Origin of the sequence: Sandarakinorhabdus glacialis, assembly GCF_014643455.1 — a bacterium.
Classification (GTDB): Bacteria; Pseudomonadota; Alphaproteobacteria; order Sphingomonadales; family Sphingomonadaceae; genus Sandarakinorhabdus; species Sandarakinorhabdus glacialis.
In genome coordinates this window covers 79,273-99,389 of sequence record NZ_BMJM01000003.1, presented here as the reverse complement: position 1 = coordinate 99,389, position 20,117 = coordinate 79,273, and the positions used below count along the sequence as shown (strand labels likewise).

Sequence of the window (20,117 nt, the reverse complement as noted above, 5' to 3'; positions counted from 1 at the left end):
GCTTGGCGCGCCGAAGACAATATCGACGTTTTGCCGGCGCGGGACGGCAACGCCATCCAGAACTACATGATCAATTTCGGGCCGCAGCACCCGGCGGCGCACGGCGTGTTGCGGCTGGTCATGGAGCTCGACGGCGAGATCATCGAGCGCTGCGATCCGCACATTGGGCTGCTTCACCGCGGCACCGAAAAGCTGATCGAATACAAGACGTATCTGCAGGCGCTGCCGTATATGGACCGGCTGGATTACGTCAGCCCGATGTGCATGGAGCATAGCTATGTGCTCGCTATCGAGAAGTTGGCGGGCATCGAGGTGCCGCTGCGGGCCAAGTACATACGCACGATGTTTGCCGAGATCACGCGGATCTTGAACCACATCCTGAATGTGACGACGCACGCCATGGATGTCGGCGCGATGACGCCGATCCTGTGGATGTTCGAGGAGCGCGAGAAACTGCTCGAGTTCTATGAGCGGGTATCGGGCGCGCGTTTCCATGCGGCCTATTTCCGGCCCGGCGGCGTTCACCAGGAGCTGCCCGATGGCTTGCTTGGCGACATCAAGGATTGGGCTGACGGCTATCTGCGGGTCCTCGACGAGATCCAGGGGCTCGTTGCCGACAACCGCATCTTCAAGCAGCGCAATGTCGATATCGGCGTGATTTCGAAGGAAGACGCGATTGCCTGGGGCTTTACCGGTCCCTGCATCCGCGCCTCGGGCGTTGCCTGGGACTTGCGCAAGAGCCAGCCTTACGACGCCTATGATCGCATGGATTTCGACGTGATCATGTCCGACGACGGCGATTGCTATGCGCGCTTCATGGTGCGGATGGACGAGATGCGGCAGTCGCTGCGCATCATCCGGCAGTGCCTTGCCGAAATGCCGGCGGGGCGGCACGCGACGCTTGATCGGAAGGTTTCGCCGCCATCGCGCGGCGAGATGAAGCGTTCGATGGAGGCGCTGATCCATCACTTCAAGCTGTACACCGAGGGCCTGCATGTGCCGGCCGGTGAGGCCTATGTTGCGACTGAGAGCCCCAAGGGTGAGTTCGGTATCTTCATGGTCGCCGATGGCACCAACAAGCCGTGGCGATGCCATGTGCGGGCGACTGGCATGGCGCACCTGCAGGCGATGGATTTCCTGTGCAAGGGCCATATGCTGGCCGATGCGCCGGCGATCCTGGGGTCGCTCGATATCGTTTTCGGGGAGGTCGACCGGTGAGCGGCGGAACTTACGCGACCATTTCCGACACGGCGGCCGCGGCGCCCAAGGCCAAGCCATTCGCCGATTTTGCCTGGACCGGCGAGAATGCCGTCGAGGCAGACCGCGTTATCGCGCTGTATCCGGCCGCCCGCCAGGCTTCGGCGGTGATGCCGCTGTTGTGGCTGGCACAGGGCCAGATAGGCGCTGCGACCGGCAGCGCTTGGTTGCCGGTGCCGGTGCTCGAGTTCATCGCGCGGACGTTGTCGATGCCGTATATCCGGGTTTACGAGGTGGCCAGCTTCTATACGATGTACAATTTGAAGCCGATCGGGCGGTTTCATGTCCAAGTTTGCGGGACGACGCCGTGCCAGTTGCGGGGCTCCGACGATCTGCTGCGGGCCTGCAAGGACAAGGGGTTGGTCAAGGGCGCCAACACGCCGGACGGGCTGTTCACGCTGACCGAAGTCGAGTGTCTGGGTGCGTGCGCCAATGCGCCAATGGTGCAGATCAACGATGATAATTACGAGGACCTGACGTACGAGACCATGGCCGGCATTCTCGATGCGTTTGCCGCTGGCGACGTGCCAACGCCGGGGTCGCAGATCGGCCGGACGGCGAGTTGCCCGGACGGTGGACCGACGTCGTTGCTCGAGACCGCGCAGTGACGCCGAAGATCGCGGCGGGCGTTGGCATGGTATTCATGGTCTCGGCGATCGTCGTGCTGTTGGTGTCGGTTTTCCTGTCGTTTTATGCTGCGCCGTCGCGGGGGCTTTCGGTTATGGGCACGGTTTTGCTGGCGCTCGGGATTGCGCTGCGGGTTAGGTCTCGCAAGCTTGGTGCCGGATAAATGACTGTTTTGGAAGGGATCGCGCGCCGTGCTCGCTGATCGGGATCGTATTTTTACCAACCTTTATGGGTTCCAGCCATGGAACCTCGAGGCGGCGCGCAAGCGCGGCGATTGGGAGGACACCAAGGCGCTGCTCGCGGTTGGGCCGGATGCGATCGTCGATGCCATCAAGGCGTCGGGGCTGCGTGGGCGCGGTGGGGCGGGTTTCCCGACCGGCATGAAATGGTCCTTCATGCCGAAGACGCCGAATCCCGAGCGGCCGTCGTACCTGGTGATCAATGCCGATGAGTCCGAGCCGGGGAGCTGCAAGGATCGCGAGATCATCCGGCACGATCCGCACAAGTTGATCGAAGGCGCGCTGGTTGCCGGGTTCGCGATGCGGGCGGTGGCGGCGTATATCTATATTCGCGGCGAGTATGTGCGCGAGGCCGAGACACTGTTTGCGGCGGTGCGCGAGGCCTATGCTGCTGGTTTGATTGGCAAGAATGCGTGTGGGTCGGGGTATGACTTCGATGTCGTCGTCCACCGCGGGGCAGGGGCGTATATCTGCGGCGAGGAAACCGCGATGCTCGAGAGCCTTGAGGGCAAGAAGGGCCAGCCGCGGTTGAAGCCGCCGTTTCCGGCCGGCGCGGGCCTGTATGGCAATCCGACGACGGTCAACAACGTTGAATCCATTGCGGTTGCGCCGACGATCCTGCGGCGGGGACCGGCTTGGTTCGCGGCGATCGGGCGGCCGAAGAACGAGGGGACCAAGCTGTTCCAGATCAGCGGGCATGTGAACAAGCCCTGCGTGGTCGAGGAGGCGATGGGAATCCCGTTTCGCGAGTTGATCGACGTGCATTGCGGCGGGATTCGTGGTGGCTGGGATAACCTTTTGGCTGTGATTCCAGGGGGTTCTTCGGTGCCGCTGGTGCCGGCGCATGAGATTATCGATGCGCCGATGGATTTCGACGGGTTGAAGGACCTGAAGTCCGGGCTGGGTACGGCGGCGATCATCGTCATGGACAAGTCGACCGATATTGTCCGGGCAATTGCGCGGCTTAGCTATTTCTACAAGCATGAGTCGTGCGGCCAGTGCACGCCTTGCCGCGAGGGGACTGGGTGGATGTGGCGGGTCATGGAGCGGTTGGTCACCGGTGACGCCGAACCCCATGAAATCGACCTGCTGCTGGAGGTCACGACCGAGATCGAGGGGCATACCATCTGTGCGCTCGGCGATGCGGCGGCGTGGCCGATCCAGGGGTTGATCCGGCACTTCCGGCCCGAGATCGAGGGTCGGATCGCGCGCCGCAAGGGCTTTATTGCGGTGCCGGCGATGGCGGTTGCGGCCGAATAGGGGCTTTTGGGGGCGGTTGCGGGACTGTCCCGGGGTTGTTTCAGGCGGCGGTGCGGCGGCCGGGTTCAAAGGTGATAAAGGTTAGTCCGCCGCGCTGGTGATCTTTGGCGGTTCCTGCATGTTGCGGAGGTCCCAGATATCGAGTTCCGGGCCTTCGAGGCCGGGGCGGTCGGGAAAATTCCGGGCGACGCGGGCGAAATCGGCGAGCTTGCCGGCTTCGTGGGCCTGCGGGTCGCCATAGGCCGGCACGGCGTTAGTGCGGCGGCGGCGGGTGCGTTCCATCATGTAGATGAGCAGGCGGTCGCTGCACGGCTTGCGGGTGCTGCGGACGACGGCGCCGGCTTTCTCGACAGTTTCGACATCGCCGTGGATGACGCGTTCGACGGCAATCTGTTCGAATTGCATGGCGGCCTGGTCGAGCGCCGCATCCCATGCGAGGCGGAAATCACCGGCATCGTGGTGGCGGCCCAGGCGGTAGGCGGACTGCAGGCTCATGCCGACATGCCGGGCGGCGGCGGCGACCAAGCCGCTGTCGGCGAGGCGCATGATGAATTCATGCTGACGCGCGGGAGTCCAGCCGTCGTGGCGTGCCTTGAGTGGGACGGGAGTGAAGTCGGGGTTTGTGTCCATGGGCGCGTATATAACCCATATGGTACTATTTGTCGAGAGGGGGCGTTGCTGGCGTGACCAGGAGGGTGCCGGCGGGGGTGGGGGCGATCAGGCTGGCGGCGGGGACGGTGCCGGCGAGCCAGTCGGCCCAGCGTTCACGAGGCATCAGGACGATCTGGCGGGAGTGATAGGGGGCAATGTCGGGGCCGGGATCACAGGTGAGCATGGTGAAGGCCTCGCCGACTTGCGGATCGGCGCGCCAGAGGCCGGCGATGCAGAGGAGGGGCTTGGCGTCTTGTTTGGCGCCGGCGGCGCGGGCGGTGAACAGCCATTTGTCTTTGCGAGCGGGTTTTGGGCGGCCGGGCTTCGGGTCGCCGGGCGGGGTTTCCGGGGTGGTGAATTCGTAGAAGCCGTCGACAGGGATGAGGCACCGGCCGCCCTTTGCCGAGTTGGCGAACTCACGGCCCTCGGAGCGGTAGTTGTAGACGGGTTTTTTCGAGGGGGAGGGCCAGCTCCAGCGGCGCTGGACCATGTCGGCTTCGTTGTCGGCGGCGGCGCGGATGATGGCGGTGGTGTCGGTGATGCGGATGCTGTCGCTGGCGGCGAGGTTGGGGAGCCCTTCGGAGAATTTAAGGACGATCTTGAGCTCGCTGAAGTCCTCGCGGATGAGGCCGAGGGCGATACGGCGAGCGACTTCGTTGCACATGCCAAGGCGCTGCCAGATACGTTTGTATCTTGCAAGACGCCGCAGGCACGGCCGGCGGGGCGACGCGAGCGAAGCGCGTCGAGCCCGTCCGACGGCGCGGCTTTGCCGCGTTCTTGCTGGGCTTGCTTGGTCTTTGCGGACTCGGCGGCTTTGCCGCCGGCCGCGTACCCGCACGAGCAAACTCAGGCGGGCTAGCCCAGTTCAAGCCTCTGCGCGACATCACCCTTCTTCAGCTTAGGATATCCAAACGGCTGACGGATGAGCTGTGCGATGTTAGTCAATCCGAGCGGTAAATGCTGTCGATCTACACTCAGTTCCGTTCGTACACTTGAATACAACCCCAAATAGCTTCTTACCTTCTTTCAAAGCTTGTCATCAATGGCCCGAAACGAGGTGATATCATTACAGAACCAGTAATGTTTTCCCCAGCCCCCAATCGTGCCATCAAGTCGCTTCAAAGTTGCAATCAACGATAGTTTTGGATCGATTTCAGAGGAGTTTCTAAGGCCAATCAATGCACGTTCGCTGTCCAGTATAATGGCATCGATCGATGCCAGAAATTTCTCCTGCTTTTTAGTGGTAGGACGGATCAAGCCCGGAACAATCGAGATTCCAAGAAACTCGAATCCTTTCTCAATCGAAACACCGGTCTCTGAGGATTTTTCGGGAGCTAAAGTCATACCGTGGGCGTCCAGCAACTGAATGGCTTTGCGCATACGTGCATTTGCTGCCTTCTCAGAAGGAGCTAGGATGATAAAATCGTCAATATAGCGGATGCAGGAGCAGTCACCTTCATTCAAGATCCGGTCAAACTCAAACAATAGTATATTCCCGAGAAGTGGCGACAAGGAATTTCCTTGTGCCACACCAATATCCTCACGAGGAAAAATATCAGCAAGTTCTCGGAGGCGTATTATATTGGACAGCTCGACCGTAATAGCCTTGTCGAAAAAGTTCATCAATTCCTGATCGTTAACAGCCTCGGAAATGATCTTCCTAACTGAAGACTTTGATATTTTTGTGAAGGAGGCCGTAATATCTGCACCCGCAACATAGCGCGCGCCTTTTGAAATCTCATTTAAAATAGCTTCGATAGCTGCTGGTACCGCGGATATGGACTTCCGATCATCGCTAGAGGCTAGCGTAGAATTTCCCTTGGACTTCCGGAGCCCTCCAAAACTATAAGGCGTGTTCACGAATGGGACAAGTGCCGGAATTTCCACAAGTACATTCAGTAGGGCTCTCTGAACTATTCGAGCCTCAAGTGGAGCTAAAACAATTGGGCGGTATTTGCCGGTTGGCTTTCCTCTCGCATCAACCTTAGGAATGGGAACTCCCCGAGCTTGCTCGAAGACGAAGTCGCTTCGCGAAAGCGCCCGCTGCATAGATCGAAATTTTTTGGAGGGGTCCTCGGCAAATCTAGCGATCTCATTGCGCACGGCTTCCGAATTTGAATGCCGACCATTGCGTTCTATGACTCGCCAAGCCATTTCAAGATTATGCATAGAATGAACAGATTTGAGTAATTTTGATTGCACGTCTCGCGGGTCCTGTCGGTTAGCCTGACCCATCTGACGCTGCGCTGACCTTCGCAGCGGAACCAATAGGCCCGTGCCGCGCGAACTTGGCATCGACCTGAGTCTTTGCCTCGCCGTAGCAGTGACTCACGTGCCCGACGGTTATCCCGCCTGCCGCGCTTCACGCCAAAGTCAACGCTTTGATAGTAGACATTAACAGACGGATTGCAATGGCCATTGTTCACTGGTCGTTCGTTACTCGACAGTGACTGCTGTGTGACTTGCTGTAATTCAGAACGAGCGCGGTAGTGGTCCTGTCGGTAGACGGACGCGGCTTTGCTGCCGGTTTGCGACGGTGTCGCGCGTTCTGCGGTGGGAAAGGGCAGTTTTCTGCGAAGTCGGGAGATGGGCCCCGGCCTCCGCCGGGGTGACGGGTGGAGGGGGTGGCGCTACTCCGGGTGACGGGTGGAAGGAGTGGGCCTTCGCCGGGTGACGGTGGAGGGGGTGTGCCTTGGGAGATAGGATTTCCCGGGCGGCCTGGCACCTGCGTGGCTCGCTGCACGAACGCCTCGCTCGCATGGCGCGAGGGCAGGGTTTGGCTTGTTGCGTCACCCCCACCCGGGCCGGCTTTGCCGTCTCTCGCCTCCCCCCTTGAGGGGGAGGACCAGGGTGGGCTTTGGTGGATTGAGGCGTTCTGGACGGGCGGGAGATGGGCCCCGGCCTGCGCCGGGGTGACGGGTGGAGGGGTGGGCCTTTGCCGGGTGACGATGGAGGGGGCGGGCCTTGGGAGATAGGGTTTCCCGGGCGGCCTGGCACCTGCGTCGTTCGCTGTACGAACGCCTCGCTCGTGTGGGGCGAGCGGGCAGGGGTTGGCTTGTTGCGTCACCCTCACCCGGGCCGGTTTTGCCGTCTCTCGCCTCCCCCCTTGAGGGGGAGGACGGGCTGGGTTTGGTTGATTGGGGCGTTCTGGAGGGGTGGGAGATGGGCCCCGGCCTGCGCCGGGGTGACGGGTAGTAGGGGGTGGGGCTACGCCGGGTGACGGGTGGAAGGGGGTGGGCCTTCGCCGGATGACGGTGGAGGCGGCGGGCCTTGGGAGATAGGATTTCCCGGGCGGCTTGGCACCAGCGTCGCTCGCTGTGGGAACGCCTCGCTCGCGTGGGGCAAGGACAGGGGTTTCCTCATTGCGTCACCCTCACCCGGGCCGGTTTTGCCGTCTCTCGCCTCCCCCCTTGAGGGGGAGGGCAAGGGTGGGCTTTGGTTGATTGGGGCGTTCTGGAGGGGTGGGAGATGGGCCCCGGCCTGCGCCGGGGTGACGGGTGGAGGGTGCGGGGGTACGCCGGGTGACGGGTGGAAGGGGGTGGGCCTTCGCCGGGTGACGGTGGAGGGGGCGGGCCTTGGGAGATAGGACTTCCCGGGCGGCTTGGAACCTGTGTCGCTCGCTGCACGAACGGCTCGCTCGCGTGGGGTGAGGGCAGGGGTTGGCTTGTTGCGTCACCCCCACCCGGGGCGGCTTTGCCGTTTCTCGCCTGCTCCCTTGAGGGGGAGGACGGGCTGGCTTTGGTTGATTGGGGCGTTCTGGAGGGGCGGGAGATGGGCCCCGGCCTCCGCCGGGGTGACGGGTGGAGGGGGTGAGGCTACGCCGGGTGACGGGTGGAAGGGGGGGCCTTTGCCGGGTGACGGTAGAGGGGGCGGGCCTTGGGAGATAGGATTTCCCGGGCGGCCTGGCGCCTGCGTCGCTCGCTGTACGAACGGCTCGCTCTCATGGCGAGGGCAGGGGTTGGCTTGTTGCGTCACCCCCACCCGGGCCGGCTTTGCCGTTTCTCGCCTGCTCCCTTGAGGGGGAGGACAAGGCTGGGCTTTGGTGGATTGGGGCGTTTTGGAGGGGCGGGAGATGGGCCCCGGCCTGCGCCGGGGTGACGGGTGGAGGGGGTGGGGCTTTGCCGGGTGACGGGTGGAAGGGGGTGCGCCTTCGCCGGGTGATGGTGGAGGGGGCGGGCCTTGGGAGATAGGATTTCCCGGGCGGCCTGGCACCTGCGTCGCTCGCTGTACGAACGCCTCGCTCGTGTGGGGCGAGGGTAGGGGTTGGCTTGTTGTGTCACCCCCACCCGGGCCGGCTTTGCCGTCTCTCGCCGTCCCCCTTGAGGGGGAGGACGGGCTGGCTTTGCTTGATTGGGGCGTTCTGGAGGGGCGGGAGATGGGCCCCGGCCTCCGCCGGGGTGACGGGTGGAGGGGGTGGGGCTTTGCCGGGTGACGGTGGAGGGGGCGGGCCTTGGGAGATAGGACTTCCCGGGCGGCTTGGCATCTGCGTCGCTCGCTGCACGAACGCCTCGCCCGCGTGGGGTGAGGGCAGGGGTTGGCTTGTTGCGTCACCCCCACCCGGGCCGGCTTTGCCGTCTCTCGCCTCCCCCCTTGAGGGGGAGGACAAGGGTGGGCTTTGGTGGATTGGGCGTTTTGGAGGGGCGGGAGATGGGCCCCGGCCTTCGCCGGGGTGACGGGTAGTGGGGGTGAGGTTTGGGGGCTTGGGCTTTCTGCGCGGGTGGCGGCTTGGCTGTGTGGGTTGATGGTTGCTTCGCCCTCGTGGGGAGGAGCGGGTTGGGAGAGGATTGCACGTACTCACCCCTGGCCCCTCCGTTGACGCGAAGGCGTTGCCTGCGGCTGAAGAAGGGAGGGGGGCAGAGAGTGCCCTCACCCTCCCACCGCGAAGACGCGGCGGGCCCCTCCCTCTCCCCGAGTGGGAGAGGGGTTAGGCGCTTGCTGCGGGATGAGGACCCCTCTCCCCGCCGCGCTGGGGCGCGTGTCGTCCTCTCCCTCAAGGGGAGGGGGTTAGGGGGGGATGGGGTGCACCCTCACCCGCCGCGGTGGGGCGCGTGTCGCCCCTCCCGTGGGCGGGAGAGGGGGGCTTGGGGAAATTGGGGCACTAACCCACCCCCGACCCCTCCCTTGAAGAAGGGAGGGGGGAAGAAGAGGGCCCTTGCCCTCTCGCCGCTAAGGGCGGCGGGTTTTGCGGGGCGCCTGCTGCGGGATGCTGACCCCTCTCCCCGCCGCGCGGGGGCGCGAGTCGCCCTCTCCCTCAAGGGGAGAGGGGTTTACGCCTTGGCTTTACGTTTTGGTTTTTCTTCGGCGGCTGTGGAGGTTAGCAGGGGGGCGAGGTAATGGCCGGTGTGGCTGGCCTTGGTGGCGGCGATGACCTCGGGGGTGCCGACGGCCACGATCTGGCCGCCCTTGTCGCCACCGTCGGGGCCGAGGTCGATGACCCAGTCGGCGGTTTTTATCACGTCTAGGTTGTGCTCGATTACTACTACTGTGTTGCCCTGGTCGACTAGCGCGTGGAGGACTTCTAGGAGTTTTCTCACGTCTTCGAAATGGAGCCCGGTGGTGGGTTCGTCGAGGATGTAGAGGGTCTGGCCGGTTGCTCTCCGGGCGAGTTCCTTGGCGAGCTTGACGCGCTGGGCTTCGCCGCCGCTGAGGGTGGTGGCTTGCTGGCCGACCTTGACGTAGCCGAGGCCGACTTCGTGGAGCATGGCGAGCTTGTCGCGGATGGGGGGGACGGCCTTGAAGAATTCGAGGCCGTCCTCGACGGTCATGTCGAGGACGTCGGCGATGCTGCGGCCCTTGAACTTTACCTCGAGGGTTTCGCGGTTGTAGCGGGCGCCGTGGCAGACGTCGCAGGTGACGTAGACGTCGGGCAGGAAGTGCATCTCGATCTTGATGAGGCCGTCGCCCGAGCAGGCCTCGCAGCGGCCGCCCTTGACGTTGAAGCTGAAGCGGCCGGGCTTGTAGCCGCGGGCCTGGGATTCGGGGAGGCCGGCGAACCAGTCGCGGATGTTGGTGAAGGCGCCGGTGTAGGTGGCCGGGTTCGAGCGCGGGGTGCGGCCGATCGGGGACTGGTCGATGTCGATGACCTTGTCGAGGTGCTGCAGGCCGTCGATGCTGTCGTGCGCGGCCATGACGATGCGGGCGCCGTTGAGCTCGCGCGCGGCGGCGGCGTAGAGCGTGTCGATGGTGAAGGTCGACTTGCCGCTGCCGGAGACGCCGGTGATGCAGGTGAAGGTGCCGAGCGGGATGCTGGCGGTGACGCCCTGGAGGTTGTTGCCGCGGGCGTTCTTGACGGTGAGTTTCTTGCCGGTGCCCTTGCGGCGAACGGCGGGGAGGGGGACCATGCGGCGGCCGGAGAGATAGTCGCCGGTGACGCTGCCCTTGGTGGCGAGGATGTCGGCGAGGGTGCCGCGCGCCACGACTTCCCCACCATGCACGCCGGCGCCGGGGCCCATGTCGACGATATAGTCGGCGGTGCGGATGGCGTCTTCGTCGTGCTCGACGACGAGGACGGTGTTGCCGAGATCGCGGAGGCGGCGGAGGGTGACGAGCAGGCGGTCGTTGTCGCGTTGATGAAGGCCGATGCTGGGCTCGTCGAGGACGTAGAGGACGCCGGAGAGGCCCGAGCCGATCTGGCTGGCGAGGCGGATGCGCTGGGATTCGCCGCCGGAAAGCGTGCCGGACTTGCGATCGAGGTTGAGGTAATCGAGGCCGACGTTGTCGAGGAAGCCGAGGCGCTCGATGATTTCCTTGAGGATGCGCTCGCCGATGGTGCGCTGCTTTGGGGTGAGCTTGTCGGCGAGGTTCTTGGCCCAGGGGAAGGCCTGGCTGACGGGGCGGCGGACGGCGTCGGCGATGGTCTCGCCGGCGATCTTGACGGCGAGGGCCTCGGGCTTGAGGCGGTCGCCGTGGCAGGTTTCGCACGGGGCGGAGGATTGGTAGCGCGAGAGCTCCTCGCGCATCCAGGCGGATTCGGTGGCGCGCAGGCGCTTTTCGAGGTTGGCGATGACGCCCTCGAAGGGCTTGACGACTTCGTAGGACTTGCGGCCATCCTCGAAGCGCAGGGGGATGGGTTTGCCGGCGGTGCCGTGGAGGACGGCGTGCTGGGCTTCGGGGGTGAGATCGGTCCATTTGGAGCGGACGGTGAAGCCGTAGGCGCGGCCGACGGAAGCCAGGACCTGCTGGTAATAGGGGCTGGGGGGCTGGGACTTGGCCCAGGGCATGACGGCGCCCTTGTCGATGGTGAGGGCGTGGTTGGGGACGATGAGGTCTTCGTCGAAGAGGAGCTTTTCGCCGAGGCCGTCGCAGGCGGGGCAGGCGCCCTGGGGGGCGTTGAAGGAGAACAATCGGGGCTCGATCTCGGCGATGGTGAAGCCGGAGACGGGGCAGGCGAATTTTTCGGAGAAGGTGATGCGTTCGGGGACCTGGCCTTCGGGGGCGTCGGCGAACTCGGCCATGGCGAGGCCTTCGGCGAGCTTGAGCGCGGTCTCGAAGCTTTCGGCGAGGCGGGATTCGATGCCGTCCTTGACGACGATCCGGTCGACGACGACGTCGATGTCGTGCTTGTATTTCTTGTCGAGGGCGGGGGCGGCATCGATGTCGTGGAAGTCGCCGTCGATCTTGACGCGGGTGAAGCCGTCCTTTTGCAGCTGGGCGAGCTCCTTGCGGTATTCGCCCTTGCGGCCGCGGACGATGGGGGCGAGCAGGAACAAGCGGGTGCCTTCGGGGAGCGCCATGACGCGGTCGACCATCTGGGAGACGGTTTGTGCGGTGATGGGGAGACCGGTGGCGGGACTGTAGGGGACGCCGACGCGGGCCCATAGGAGCCGCATGTAATCGTAGATCTCGGTGACCGTGGCGACCGTGGAGCGCGGGTTCTTGCTGGTGGTCTTCTGCTCGATGCTGATGGCGGGGGAGAGGCCCTCGATGTGGTCGACGTCGGGCTTGGACATCAGCTCGAGGAACTGGCGCGCGTAGGCGGAGAGCGATTCGACGTAGCGGCGCTGGCCCTCGGCGTAGATGGTGTCGAAGGCGAGCGAGGATTTGCCGCTGCCGGACAGGCCGGTGATGACCGTCAGGCTGTTCTTGGGCAGGTCGACATCGACGCCCTTGAGGTTGTGCTCGCGCGCACCGCGAACGCTTATGTGAGTCAGCATGAGGAGGTTTGTTCCAGATTTGTTCGCATATCGCAAGCTATTCTGGAGATAGTGTCGCAGCGGCCCCGGGGCAATTGTTCAGGATGCCGCGCACTGCGGAAAAAGGCGCGAATGACGCGAAAAGGGCGGCGGGGATGGTCCCCGCCGCCGTTTCGGTGTCGTCGCCGGCGCGACTATTGCCAGTGCGGCATGTCGCGGCGGAAGCGACCTTCGAGCCAGGTCCCGACTGCGAGAGCGATGAAGACCGGGAAGGTCCAGAAGATCAGTGCCACGAAATAGGCCCAGCCATTGCCGGTCTGCGACATGCTGGCGAAGTGGATCATGGTGCCGACAAGCTGAAACGCCGCGGCCCACATCGGCCAGAAGCGGTCGCTTTTGAGAGCGAGCAGCAGGAGGCCGCCGAACAGCAGAACGTCGACGACGAGCACGCCATTTTCGGTGTGCAGATATTTGCCTTCGCCGACGAAGTTCGATGCGATGACGGCGAGGATCAGGCCGAAGGCGGCGACGCGTTCATCGAAGCCACCCCATTTCATGGCGACGCCGCAACTGATGGCGAGCGCCGCAAACCCGAGAAGTTGCCACAACATTTAAGGTTCCCTCCAGAACTGTTGAACACAGACTGGCGGCTGCTCCCGTAATGGTGCAAGCCGCCGGCAGTCTGGCCAGGGTCAGGCGGCGACGGCGGCGATCTGGCGCTGCGGGGTCAGTTCGGCGCTGTCGGGGCAACCGCGCATGTCGCCGATCGCGACTTCGCCGAGGCCGATCTCGATCTGCGCGGTGCGCAGCGCCTTGTGGGTGCGAATGATGTTGGTACGGGCCTTGACCAGCTGCTGGCAGGTTTCCATGGCGTGCATCAGGGCTTCCTGGGCAATATGGGTACCGAGGTTGGCCTGTTGTGTCACCAACGGCATTTGCGCGGTGAGCATGGCGACGGCGGAGACGGCTGCGTCGATTGCGGCTTCGGCGGCGATGAGCTGGTCGGAAATCTGGTTCGCCATGATGCGGGTCTGGCCGCCGGTGTTGGTGAAAGCCTGGACGTTGTTGACTGCGATCATGGCGCGTTCCTTCGGAAACGCACGGCGGGTAACCCGCCGGTGCGTTGATTGTCATCCTTCCGGATGACCATCATCCGGAAGCTTAGAGCAGGGTCTTCAAGGCAGCGAGAGCACCCAGGAGGGAGCCGAACGCCAGTGACGAACCGATCGCTATGAGCAGGATCCAACCAAGGCGTGCGCCGATGGATAGATCGTTCTTTTTTCCCCAGGGCCGCGACCCGGCCAGTGAGCGGGTGTCAGGATCGTGTACCGAGGCACCCGCCCAGCTGGCTTGTTGCGACATTTCGAAGGGCATCGATGTGCCCGCCAGACGGGGAGGGCCGCTGGCGGGCAGACCGACATCCGGACTGAAGCGGGACATGGGATGGTGATGGGCACTGTCGTCATCCCCGCTTGAGGCCGGTGACCCCAAGTTGACGGAATTCGTTACATCGGCAACATCCGGTACCTGATATATCAGAGGTTGATAGGCGTCGGGCATCACTTCGCCGCCGGCTTCGTCCTGCACGAGCAGGCGCGCCGCTTCGATGCGGCTGCCAACGGAAAGCACCTTCATCGCAGTGCGCAGGCGCATGTCGACGGTGTGGGGCGAGACACCGAGGATGCGGGCGATGTCCTTGGACGTCATGTGCTGGTAAACGAGGCGCAGACAATCGCGCTGGCCATCGGTCAGGGCAGACAGGTCGGGCTGCGGCAAGGGAGGCCGTGTTGTCACTACAACACACCGCCTTGCGGGTGCCGGAATGTCAAGGGTATCCGCCAATTCTTCATCAAACCCGATGCGCATCCGCTGACCCGCCTTTGTTTTTCGATCGATCCGAGCATAAACTCACTACGCATTTTTGCTTAAAAGACATGATGAAGCAAGGTTTCCCTTCACATTTGGCTGATCATTGGTGGCAACCTTGGAACGTACCGCCGCGTAATCATCGTTAACGAACTGTTTTATGCGGAGATTTGCTGCATCGCACCCGGATTGCGCTGCCACGAAGGCGTACCGAACTGTCACAACTGGCAGTCCAGATGTGCAAAGTCACGAGAATCGCTTCCTGATTCGGCGTTGTGGCTGGTTATGCCGGGAGGGAACAGATATTGCATTGTTAACGGTTCTCGCTCCCAGAAGGACGACGGTCGTGGACAGTTTTGCCGACGTTTCTTCCGTGCACTAGCTACAGTTAATGACATTTTGGCTGGACGGGAGGTGATCACATCAACAAGCGTGCGGCGCGGCACTTGCGCCGAGGCAGTCCGCAAATTTGCTGCAGCGTGGACAATGATGTTTCCTCTGGGGGGGTTCCTCTGGGGGGTTTCCTTCTAGTCAGCGCGCCGTAAGCTGGTGTGATGACCTGGACCCTTGAACTCGACGAGCTGGCGCGGCGCCGCCAAGCGGCACTGGCGATGGGGGGCGAGGCAAAGCTGGAAAAGCAGCGCGCCATGGGCCGGATGAACGCCCGCGAGCGCATTGCCGCGGTCGCCGACGAAGGCAGTTTTCGCGAGATCGGTGCACTGGCGGGCTTCGCCGCCTATGCCGAGGATGGCGACATGCTGTCGTTCCAGCCGGCGAATTTCCTGTTCGGGCGTGCCAGCATCGATGGTCGGCCGGTGGTGTTGACCGCCGACGACTTCACCGTTCGCGGCGGCGCGGCCGATGCCAGCCTGCACCGCAAGCTGACCGATGCCGAGCGGCTGGCGAGCGAATATGGCATGCCGCTCATTCGCATGATCGAGGGCACCGGCGGCGGCGGGTCGGTACGGACGCTCGAAACCATGGGCTATACCTATATCCCCGAGATCCCCGGCTGGGAGATCATGGTCGACAATCTGTCGCGCGTGCCCGTGGTGGCGCTCGGGCTGGGGCCGGTCGCGGGACTTGGCGCCGGGCGGCAGGTGATGGCGCATTATTCGCTGCTGGTGGAAGGCGTCGCGCAGATGTTCGTTGCCGGGCCGCCGGTGGTCGCCGCCGCCGGCGAGGTGCGGACCAAGGAGGAACTCGGCGGCGCGCATATTCATGCGCGCAACGGCGCTGTCGACGATCGGGTGTCGAGCGAAGCCGAGGCGTTCGCACGGCTTCGGAGGTTCCTGTCGTATCTGCCGAGCAACGTTGACGAATTGTCGGCGCGTGGCCCGGTAAAGGACAAAAGGCGCAAGGGCGAGGACTGGCTGGCGACGGCGGTGCCGCGCGATGGGCGCAAGCTGTACCCGGTGCGGCCGATCGTCGAGGCGATTGTCGACAAAGATAGCTGGTTCGAGATCGGCCGCGAATGGGGGCTGGGCGTCGTCACCGGGCTGGCGCGGATCGACGGCTGGCCGGTCGCGGTGATCGCCTCGAACTCGGAAAGCTTGGGCGGATTGTGGACGGCGGCGACGGCGCGCAAGGTCGAACGGATGGTGGATTTGGCCGATACCTTCCACCTGCCGGTCGTCCATCTTGTCGACAATCCGGGCTTCCTGATCGGGCGCCGGGCCGAGGACGAAGGCACAATTCGCTGGGGTTCCAGGGCGTTGGCAGCCATATATCAATCATCGGTACCCTGGTGCGCGGTGATATTGCGCAAGGCGTACGGCATGGCAGGCAGCGGCCATGCGCCGGCCGACCGGTTCCGCTGGCGGCTGGCGTGGCCATCGGGCGATTGGGGGTCTTTGCCGATTTCGGGCGGTCTCGAGGCGGCGTATCGCGCCGAGCTGGAAGGGTGCGAGGACCCGGCGGCGCGGCTCGCGGAAATCAAGGAACGCCTCAACCGGGTTAGGTCGCCGTTCCGGACGGCGGAGCATTACGGGATCGAGGCGATCATCGATCCGCGCGAGACGCGGGCGGAATTGTGCGAGTTCGTCAATTTGGCGCAGCGGGCGTTGAAGGTTGGGCGACGGGGGCGGGGGTTGCGGCCTTAGCGGGGGTAGGCCTCCGGCGGTTGGGGCCGCAGGCCCCAAACCCCATTTGTTGTGCCTTGCCAGTGGTGAATGGCGCTGATGACGAATCTTTTGGATGGGGTCCGGGGCCTGCGGCCCCGGCCGCCGGCGGCTCTGTCTTCGGGTAAGGCATGGCAATTCGAGCCGGTGCGCCTGGGAGGTCCTGGCTTTGCGGCGCGGTGGATGCTGAAACGAGTTCAGCATGACGAGTGCATTTTTTTTGGGGTTGGTCAGTCCTCAGGCGGCGGCGGCTAGTTCCGTGGCCTGGTTGATGGCGCGCTTGGCGTCGAGTTCGAGGGCTTCGAAGGCGCCGCCGATGAGGCTGGCCTTGACGCCGAGGGCGACGAGTTCGTCGTAGAGGCCGCGCGCCGGGACCTGGCCGGCGCAGATGATGACGGTGTCGACGTCGTAGAGACGCGGTTCGCCGTTCAGGATGACGTGGAGGCCATCGTCGTCGATGCGGACATATTCAACGCCGCCGACCATCTGGACGCCGCGGCGTTGCAGGGTCAGGCGGTGGGTCCAGCCGGTGGTCTTGCCGAGGCCCTTGCCGGGGGCGCCGGCCTTGCGCTGGAAGATGGTGACCTCGCGGCCCGAGGTGGCGACTTGCGGGACGATGCCGGTTACGCCGCCGCGGGGGTGGTTCTCGAAATCGATGCCCCATTCCTTGGCGAAGACGCCGATGTCGGTGGCGGCGGACGTGCCTTGATGGGTGATGAGTTCGGCGACGTCGAAGCCGATGCCGCCGGCGCCGATGATGGCGACCTTTTGGCCGACGTCGACGCGGGCGTTGATGACGTCCATGTATTTCACTGCCTTGGGGTGGTCGACGCCGCTGATTTCGGGGTGGCGAGCATCGATGCCGGTGGCGATGATGACTTCATCGAAGCCTGCGGATTGCAGGGTGGCGGCGTCAACGCGGGTGCCGAGCTTGAGGGTGATGCCGAGCTTTTCGATCATGCGGGCGTAGTAGCGCAGGGTTTCGTGGAACTCTTCCTTGCCGGGAATCTGCTTGGCGAGGTTGAACTGGCCGCCGATTTCGGTGTGGCCGTCGTATAGGGTGACGTTGTGGCCGCGCTCGGCGGCGGTGACGGCATAGGCGAGGCCGGCGGGACCGGCACCGACGACGGCGAGGCGGCGCGGAGTCTTGGTAGGCACGATGATCAGCTCGGTTTCGCGGCAGGCGCGCGGGTTGACGAGACACGAGGTCAGCTTGCCGGTGAAAGTGTGGTCGAGGCAGGCCTGGTTGCAGGCGATGCAGGTGTTGATCTCGTCCTCGCGGCCTTCGAGCGCCTTGATGACGAGGTCGGGGTCGGCGAGCATGGGCCGCGCCATCGAGACGAGATCGGCGTCGCCGCGGGCGAGGACTTCCTCGGCGACGGCGGGCATGTTGATGCGGTTGCTGGTGATCAGCGGGATCGTCAGGTGTTTGCGCAGGCGGCCGGTGACCTGGGCGAAGGCGGCGCGCGGGACCATGGTGGCGATGGTCGGCACCTGGGCTTCGTGCCAGCAGAAATGTGTGCTCATGATGGTGGCGCCGGCGGCCTCGACAGCCTTGGCGAGCGTGACGACTTCGTCCCAGGCCATGCCGCCTTCGAGCATGTCCATCGCGGCGATGCGGAAGATGAGGATGAAATCATTGCCTACTGCAGCTCGCACGCGGCGGACGACTTCGACGGGGAAGCGCATGCGGTTTTCGAAGGGGCCGCCCCACTCGTCGGTGCGGCGGTTGGTTTTTTCGACGAGGAAGGTCGACAGGAGATAGCCGGCCGAGCCGATGATCTCGACGCCGTCGTAGCCCGCAAGTTTTGCCATCGCGGCGCAATTGGCGAAATCCTCCAGCTGTTTTTCGATGCCGTCCTCGTCGAGTTCGTTGGGCACATAGGCGCCGATGCGCGAGCGGACGGGGGAGGGGGCGACGGCGGCGGCGGTATGGGCGAGCGGGCCGGCGTGGAGGATCTGCATGACGATCTTGACGTCGGGGTCGGCGGCATGGACGGCGGTGGTGACGATGCGGTGCTGCTCGGCTTCAGCGGGCGTCGAGAGCTTGCTGCCGCCGCCGCCTTCGAGATTGGGGAAGATACCGCCGGTGATGATCATGCCGACGCCGCCGCGCGCGCGCTCGGCGTAATAGGCGGCCTGGCGGACGAAGCCGTTGGGGGCTTCCTCGAGGCCGGTGTGCATCGAGCCCATCAGGATGCGGTTTTTCAGCCGGGTGAAGCCCAGGTCGAGCGGCTGGAATACGTGCGGGTAGCGGGTTTGACCGATCATCATGTGTCCTTAACGCCCGGTATAGACGGCTGGCCGCTTTTCGAGAAATGCGCGCATGCCTTCGGCGAAATCGCTGGTTGCGGCGCACATGAGCTGGTTGCGGTTTTCGATGGCCATGGCGGCTTCAAGGCCGGGCGCGTCGATCGCCATGGCGAGGCCTTCCTTGGTCATCCGCAAACCGATGGGGGAGGTGGTGATCATCTCGTCGACATAGATTTGGGCGGTGGCCTCGAGCGCGTCGTCGGGAACGACTTCGGAAACCAGGCCGACAGCGAGCGCGCGGGGGGCGTGGATGAAGCGGCCGGTTAGCATGAGTTCGGCGGCGACCGAGGCACCGACGAGGCGGGGCAGGAAATAGCTGACGCCCATGTCGCACGACGACAGGCCGAGGCGGATGAAGGCGGCGTTCATGCGGGCGCTTTCGCCGGCGATGCGGATGTCGGAGGCGAGCGCGAAGGCGAAGCCGCCACCGCAGGCGGGGCCGTGGATGAGGGCGATGATCGGCTGCGGGCAGCGGCGCATCTTGATGTAGACGTCGGCGAGATAGCCCTGGAAGCCGAAGCCGCCGCCGAAGGGGACGGAGGCGGGGTCGCGCGATTGGTCCTTGATGTCGAGGCCGGCGCTGAACGCGCGGCCGGCGCCGCGCATGACGACGATGCGGGTGCTGCTGTCGTTATAGAGGCCGCCGAAATAGTCGTTTAGCTCGTGGACCATGGTCAGCGAGATGGCGTTCATTGCCTCGGGGCGATTGAGGGTGAGCCAGTCCGTGGCGCCGCGCTTTTCGACGGTGATGGTGGTGTAAATCATCAGCGTGACCCCTGGCCGTCGTCGACCTTGAGCACGGTGCCGGTGACGAAATCGGACGATGGCGAGACGAGGAACAGCAAGGCGCTGTCGAGTTGGGCGGGGTCGCCGAGGCGCTTGCGGCGGAAATGCTGGCTTATGTCGCCGACGCGGGCGAGCATGCCGTCCATCATTTCGGAATTGAAAGCGCCGGGTGCGATGGCGTTGACGTTGATGTGCTGCTTTGCCCATTCGACAGAGAGCGCTTCGGTCATGCGGACGACGGCGCCTTTGCTGGTGGAGTAGAGTGCGGCGCCGTTGCCGCCATATTCATAGGCGGCCATCGAAGCGATGTTGACGATGCGGCCGGGGGTTTCGGCCTCGATGAGGCGGCGGGCGACTTCGCAGGACAGGATGAAGGGGGCGCGGACGTTGGTGTCGAGGACGCGGTCGATGAGATCGAGCGACATTTTCACGGCGCGCTGGGCGTCGGGAATGCCGGCGTTATTGATGAGGATGGTGACCGGGCCCATTGCGGCTTCGACGGTGCCGACGATGGTCTTGAGCTGGTCGGCGTCGGTGACGTCGAGGGCGAAGGCCTGGGCCTTGCCACCCGCTGCGGTGATTTCGGCGACGAGGGCGTCGAGTTTGTCGGTGCGGCGGGCGGTTACGGCGACATGGGCGCCGGCGGCGGCGAGGACCTTGGCGAAGCGCCAGCCGAGGCCGGCGGAGGCGCCGGTGACAAGGGCGACCTGGCCGGTAAGGTCGGTGCTGAAATTGGGGAGGGGGTAGGTCATGGGGTGACCCTCGCCTTGAAAGGGCGGGGTTGGCTACTGGTGCATCTGGGAGTGGGCTTGGTTCTGGGCGGGAGACACCCCCACCCGGGCCGCCAAGAGGCGTCTCTCGCCTCC

At 64.3% G+C, this 20,117-nt stretch carries 15 protein-coding genes; 5 read left to right on the top strand and 10 right to left on the bottom strand.

Annotated elements, in window-relative coordinates; all coding sequences use genetic code 11:
- Positions 1-66: 66 nt before the first annotated feature.
- The 4 genes from IEW98_RS05365 to nuoF are packed head-to-tail and all read left to right on the top strand — an operon-like array spanning position 67 to position 3,383.
- Positions 67-1,218 carry an NADH-quinone oxidoreductase subunit D gene (locus tag IEW98_RS05365; protein WP_243450588.1) on the top strand — a complete coding sequence of 384 codons (1,152 nt, stop codon included), beginning with the start codon at positions 67-69 and terminating at the stop codon, positions 1,216-1,218.
- 20 nt (positions 1,219-1,238) lie between these two features.
- On the top strand, positions 1,239-1,865 hold the full coding sequence (gene nuoE, locus IEW98_RS05360) for an NADH-quinone oxidoreductase subunit NuoE (protein WP_243450587.1): 627 nt from the start codon (positions 1,239-1,241) through the stop codon (positions 1,863-1,865).
- A complete protein-coding gene (locus IEW98_RS05355) occupies positions 1,862-2,047 on the top strand; it encodes a hypothetical protein (protein WP_188761907.1) in 186 nt (61 codons plus the stop codon). Before nuoE ends, IEW98_RS05355 begins: the two co-directional genes overlap by 4 nt.
- Before the next feature lie 28 nt (positions 2,048-2,075).
- Positions 2,076-3,383 carry an NADH-quinone oxidoreductase subunit NuoF gene (nuoF, locus tag IEW98_RS05350; protein ID WP_188761906.1) on the top strand — a complete coding sequence of 436 codons (1,308 nt, stop codon included), beginning with the start codon at positions 2,076-2,078 and terminating at the stop codon, positions 3,381-3,383.
- 81 nt (positions 3,384-3,464) lie between these two features.
- On the opposite strand, the gene IEW98_RS05345 is transcribed toward nuoF, so the two are convergent.
- The 7 genes from IEW98_RS05345 to IEW98_RS05315 all read right to left on the bottom strand — a co-directional run bounded on the left by IEW98_RS05345 (position 3,465) and on the right by IEW98_RS05315 (position 14,032).
- Positions 3,465-4,013: a hypothetical protein gene (locus IEW98_RS05345; protein ID WP_188761905.1), complete on the bottom strand. Its 549-nt coding sequence runs from the start codon at positions 4,011-4,013 to the stop codon at positions 3,465-3,467.
- 25 nt (positions 4,014-4,038) lie between these two features.
- Positions 4,039-4,698: an SOS response-associated peptidase family protein gene (locus IEW98_RS05340; RefSeq protein WP_188761904.1), complete on the bottom strand. Its 660-nt coding sequence runs from the start codon at positions 4,696-4,698 to the stop codon at positions 4,039-4,041.
- A gap of 362 nt (positions 4,699-5,060) precedes the next feature.
- Positions 5,061-6,203, bottom strand: a complete 1,143-nt coding sequence (locus IEW98_RS05335) for a reverse transcriptase domain-containing protein (RefSeq protein ID WP_207792515.1) — start codon at positions 6,201-6,203, stop codon at positions 5,061-5,063.
- Between the two features lie 3,098 nt (positions 6,204-9,301).
- Positions 9,302-12,187 (bottom strand): excinuclease ABC subunit UvrA, encoded by a 2,886-nt coding sequence (gene uvrA, locus IEW98_RS05330; RefSeq protein ID WP_188761903.1) that lies wholly within the window; start codon positions 12,185-12,187, stop codon positions 9,302-9,304.
- Between the two features lie 173 nt (positions 12,188-12,360).
- Positions 12,361-12,777, bottom strand: a complete 417-nt coding sequence (locus tag IEW98_RS05325) for a hypothetical protein (RefSeq protein WP_188761902.1) — start codon at positions 12,775-12,777, stop codon at positions 12,361-12,363.
- Between the two features lie 81 nt (positions 12,778-12,858).
- A complete protein-coding gene (locus tag IEW98_RS05320) occupies positions 12,859-13,245 on the bottom strand; it encodes a hypothetical protein (protein ID WP_188761901.1) in 387 nt (128 codons plus the stop codon).
- Between the two features lie 82 nt (positions 13,246-13,327).
- Entirely contained in the window at positions 13,328-14,032 is a 705-nt protein-coding gene (locus IEW98_RS05315) for a helix-turn-helix transcriptional regulator (RefSeq protein ID WP_188761900.1), read from the bottom strand.
- 554 nt (positions 14,033-14,586) lie between these two features.
- Between IEW98_RS05315 and IEW98_RS05310 the strand changes: the two genes are divergently transcribed.
- Positions 14,587-16,134: an acyl-CoA carboxylase subunit beta gene (locus IEW98_RS05310; RefSeq protein ID WP_188761899.1), complete on the top strand. Its 1,548-nt coding sequence runs from the start codon at positions 14,587-14,589 to the stop codon at positions 16,132-16,134.
- A gap of 255 nt (positions 16,135-16,389) precedes the next feature.
- On the opposite strand, the gene IEW98_RS05305 is transcribed toward IEW98_RS05310, so the two are convergent.
- From IEW98_RS05305 to IEW98_RS05295, 3 genes are read right to left on the bottom strand one after another with little or no spacing between them, the layout of a single operon-like run.
- A complete protein-coding gene (locus IEW98_RS05305; RefSeq protein WP_279380345.1) occupies positions 16,390-18,426 on the bottom strand; it encodes an oxidoreductase in 2,037 nt (678 codons plus the stop codon).
- 6 nt (positions 18,427-18,432) lie between these two features.
- Positions 18,433-19,230, bottom strand: coding sequence for an enoyl-CoA hydratase/isomerase family protein (locus IEW98_RS05300; RefSeq protein WP_188761898.1), 798 nt, complete (start codon positions 19,228-19,230; stop codon positions 18,433-18,435).
- Entirely contained in the window at positions 19,230-20,003 is a 774-nt protein-coding gene (locus IEW98_RS05295) for an SDR family NAD(P)-dependent oxidoreductase (RefSeq protein ID WP_188761897.1), read from the bottom strand. Before IEW98_RS05295 ends, IEW98_RS05300 begins: the two co-directional genes overlap by 1 nt.
- Between the last annotated feature and the right edge of the window lie 114 nt (positions 20,004-20,117).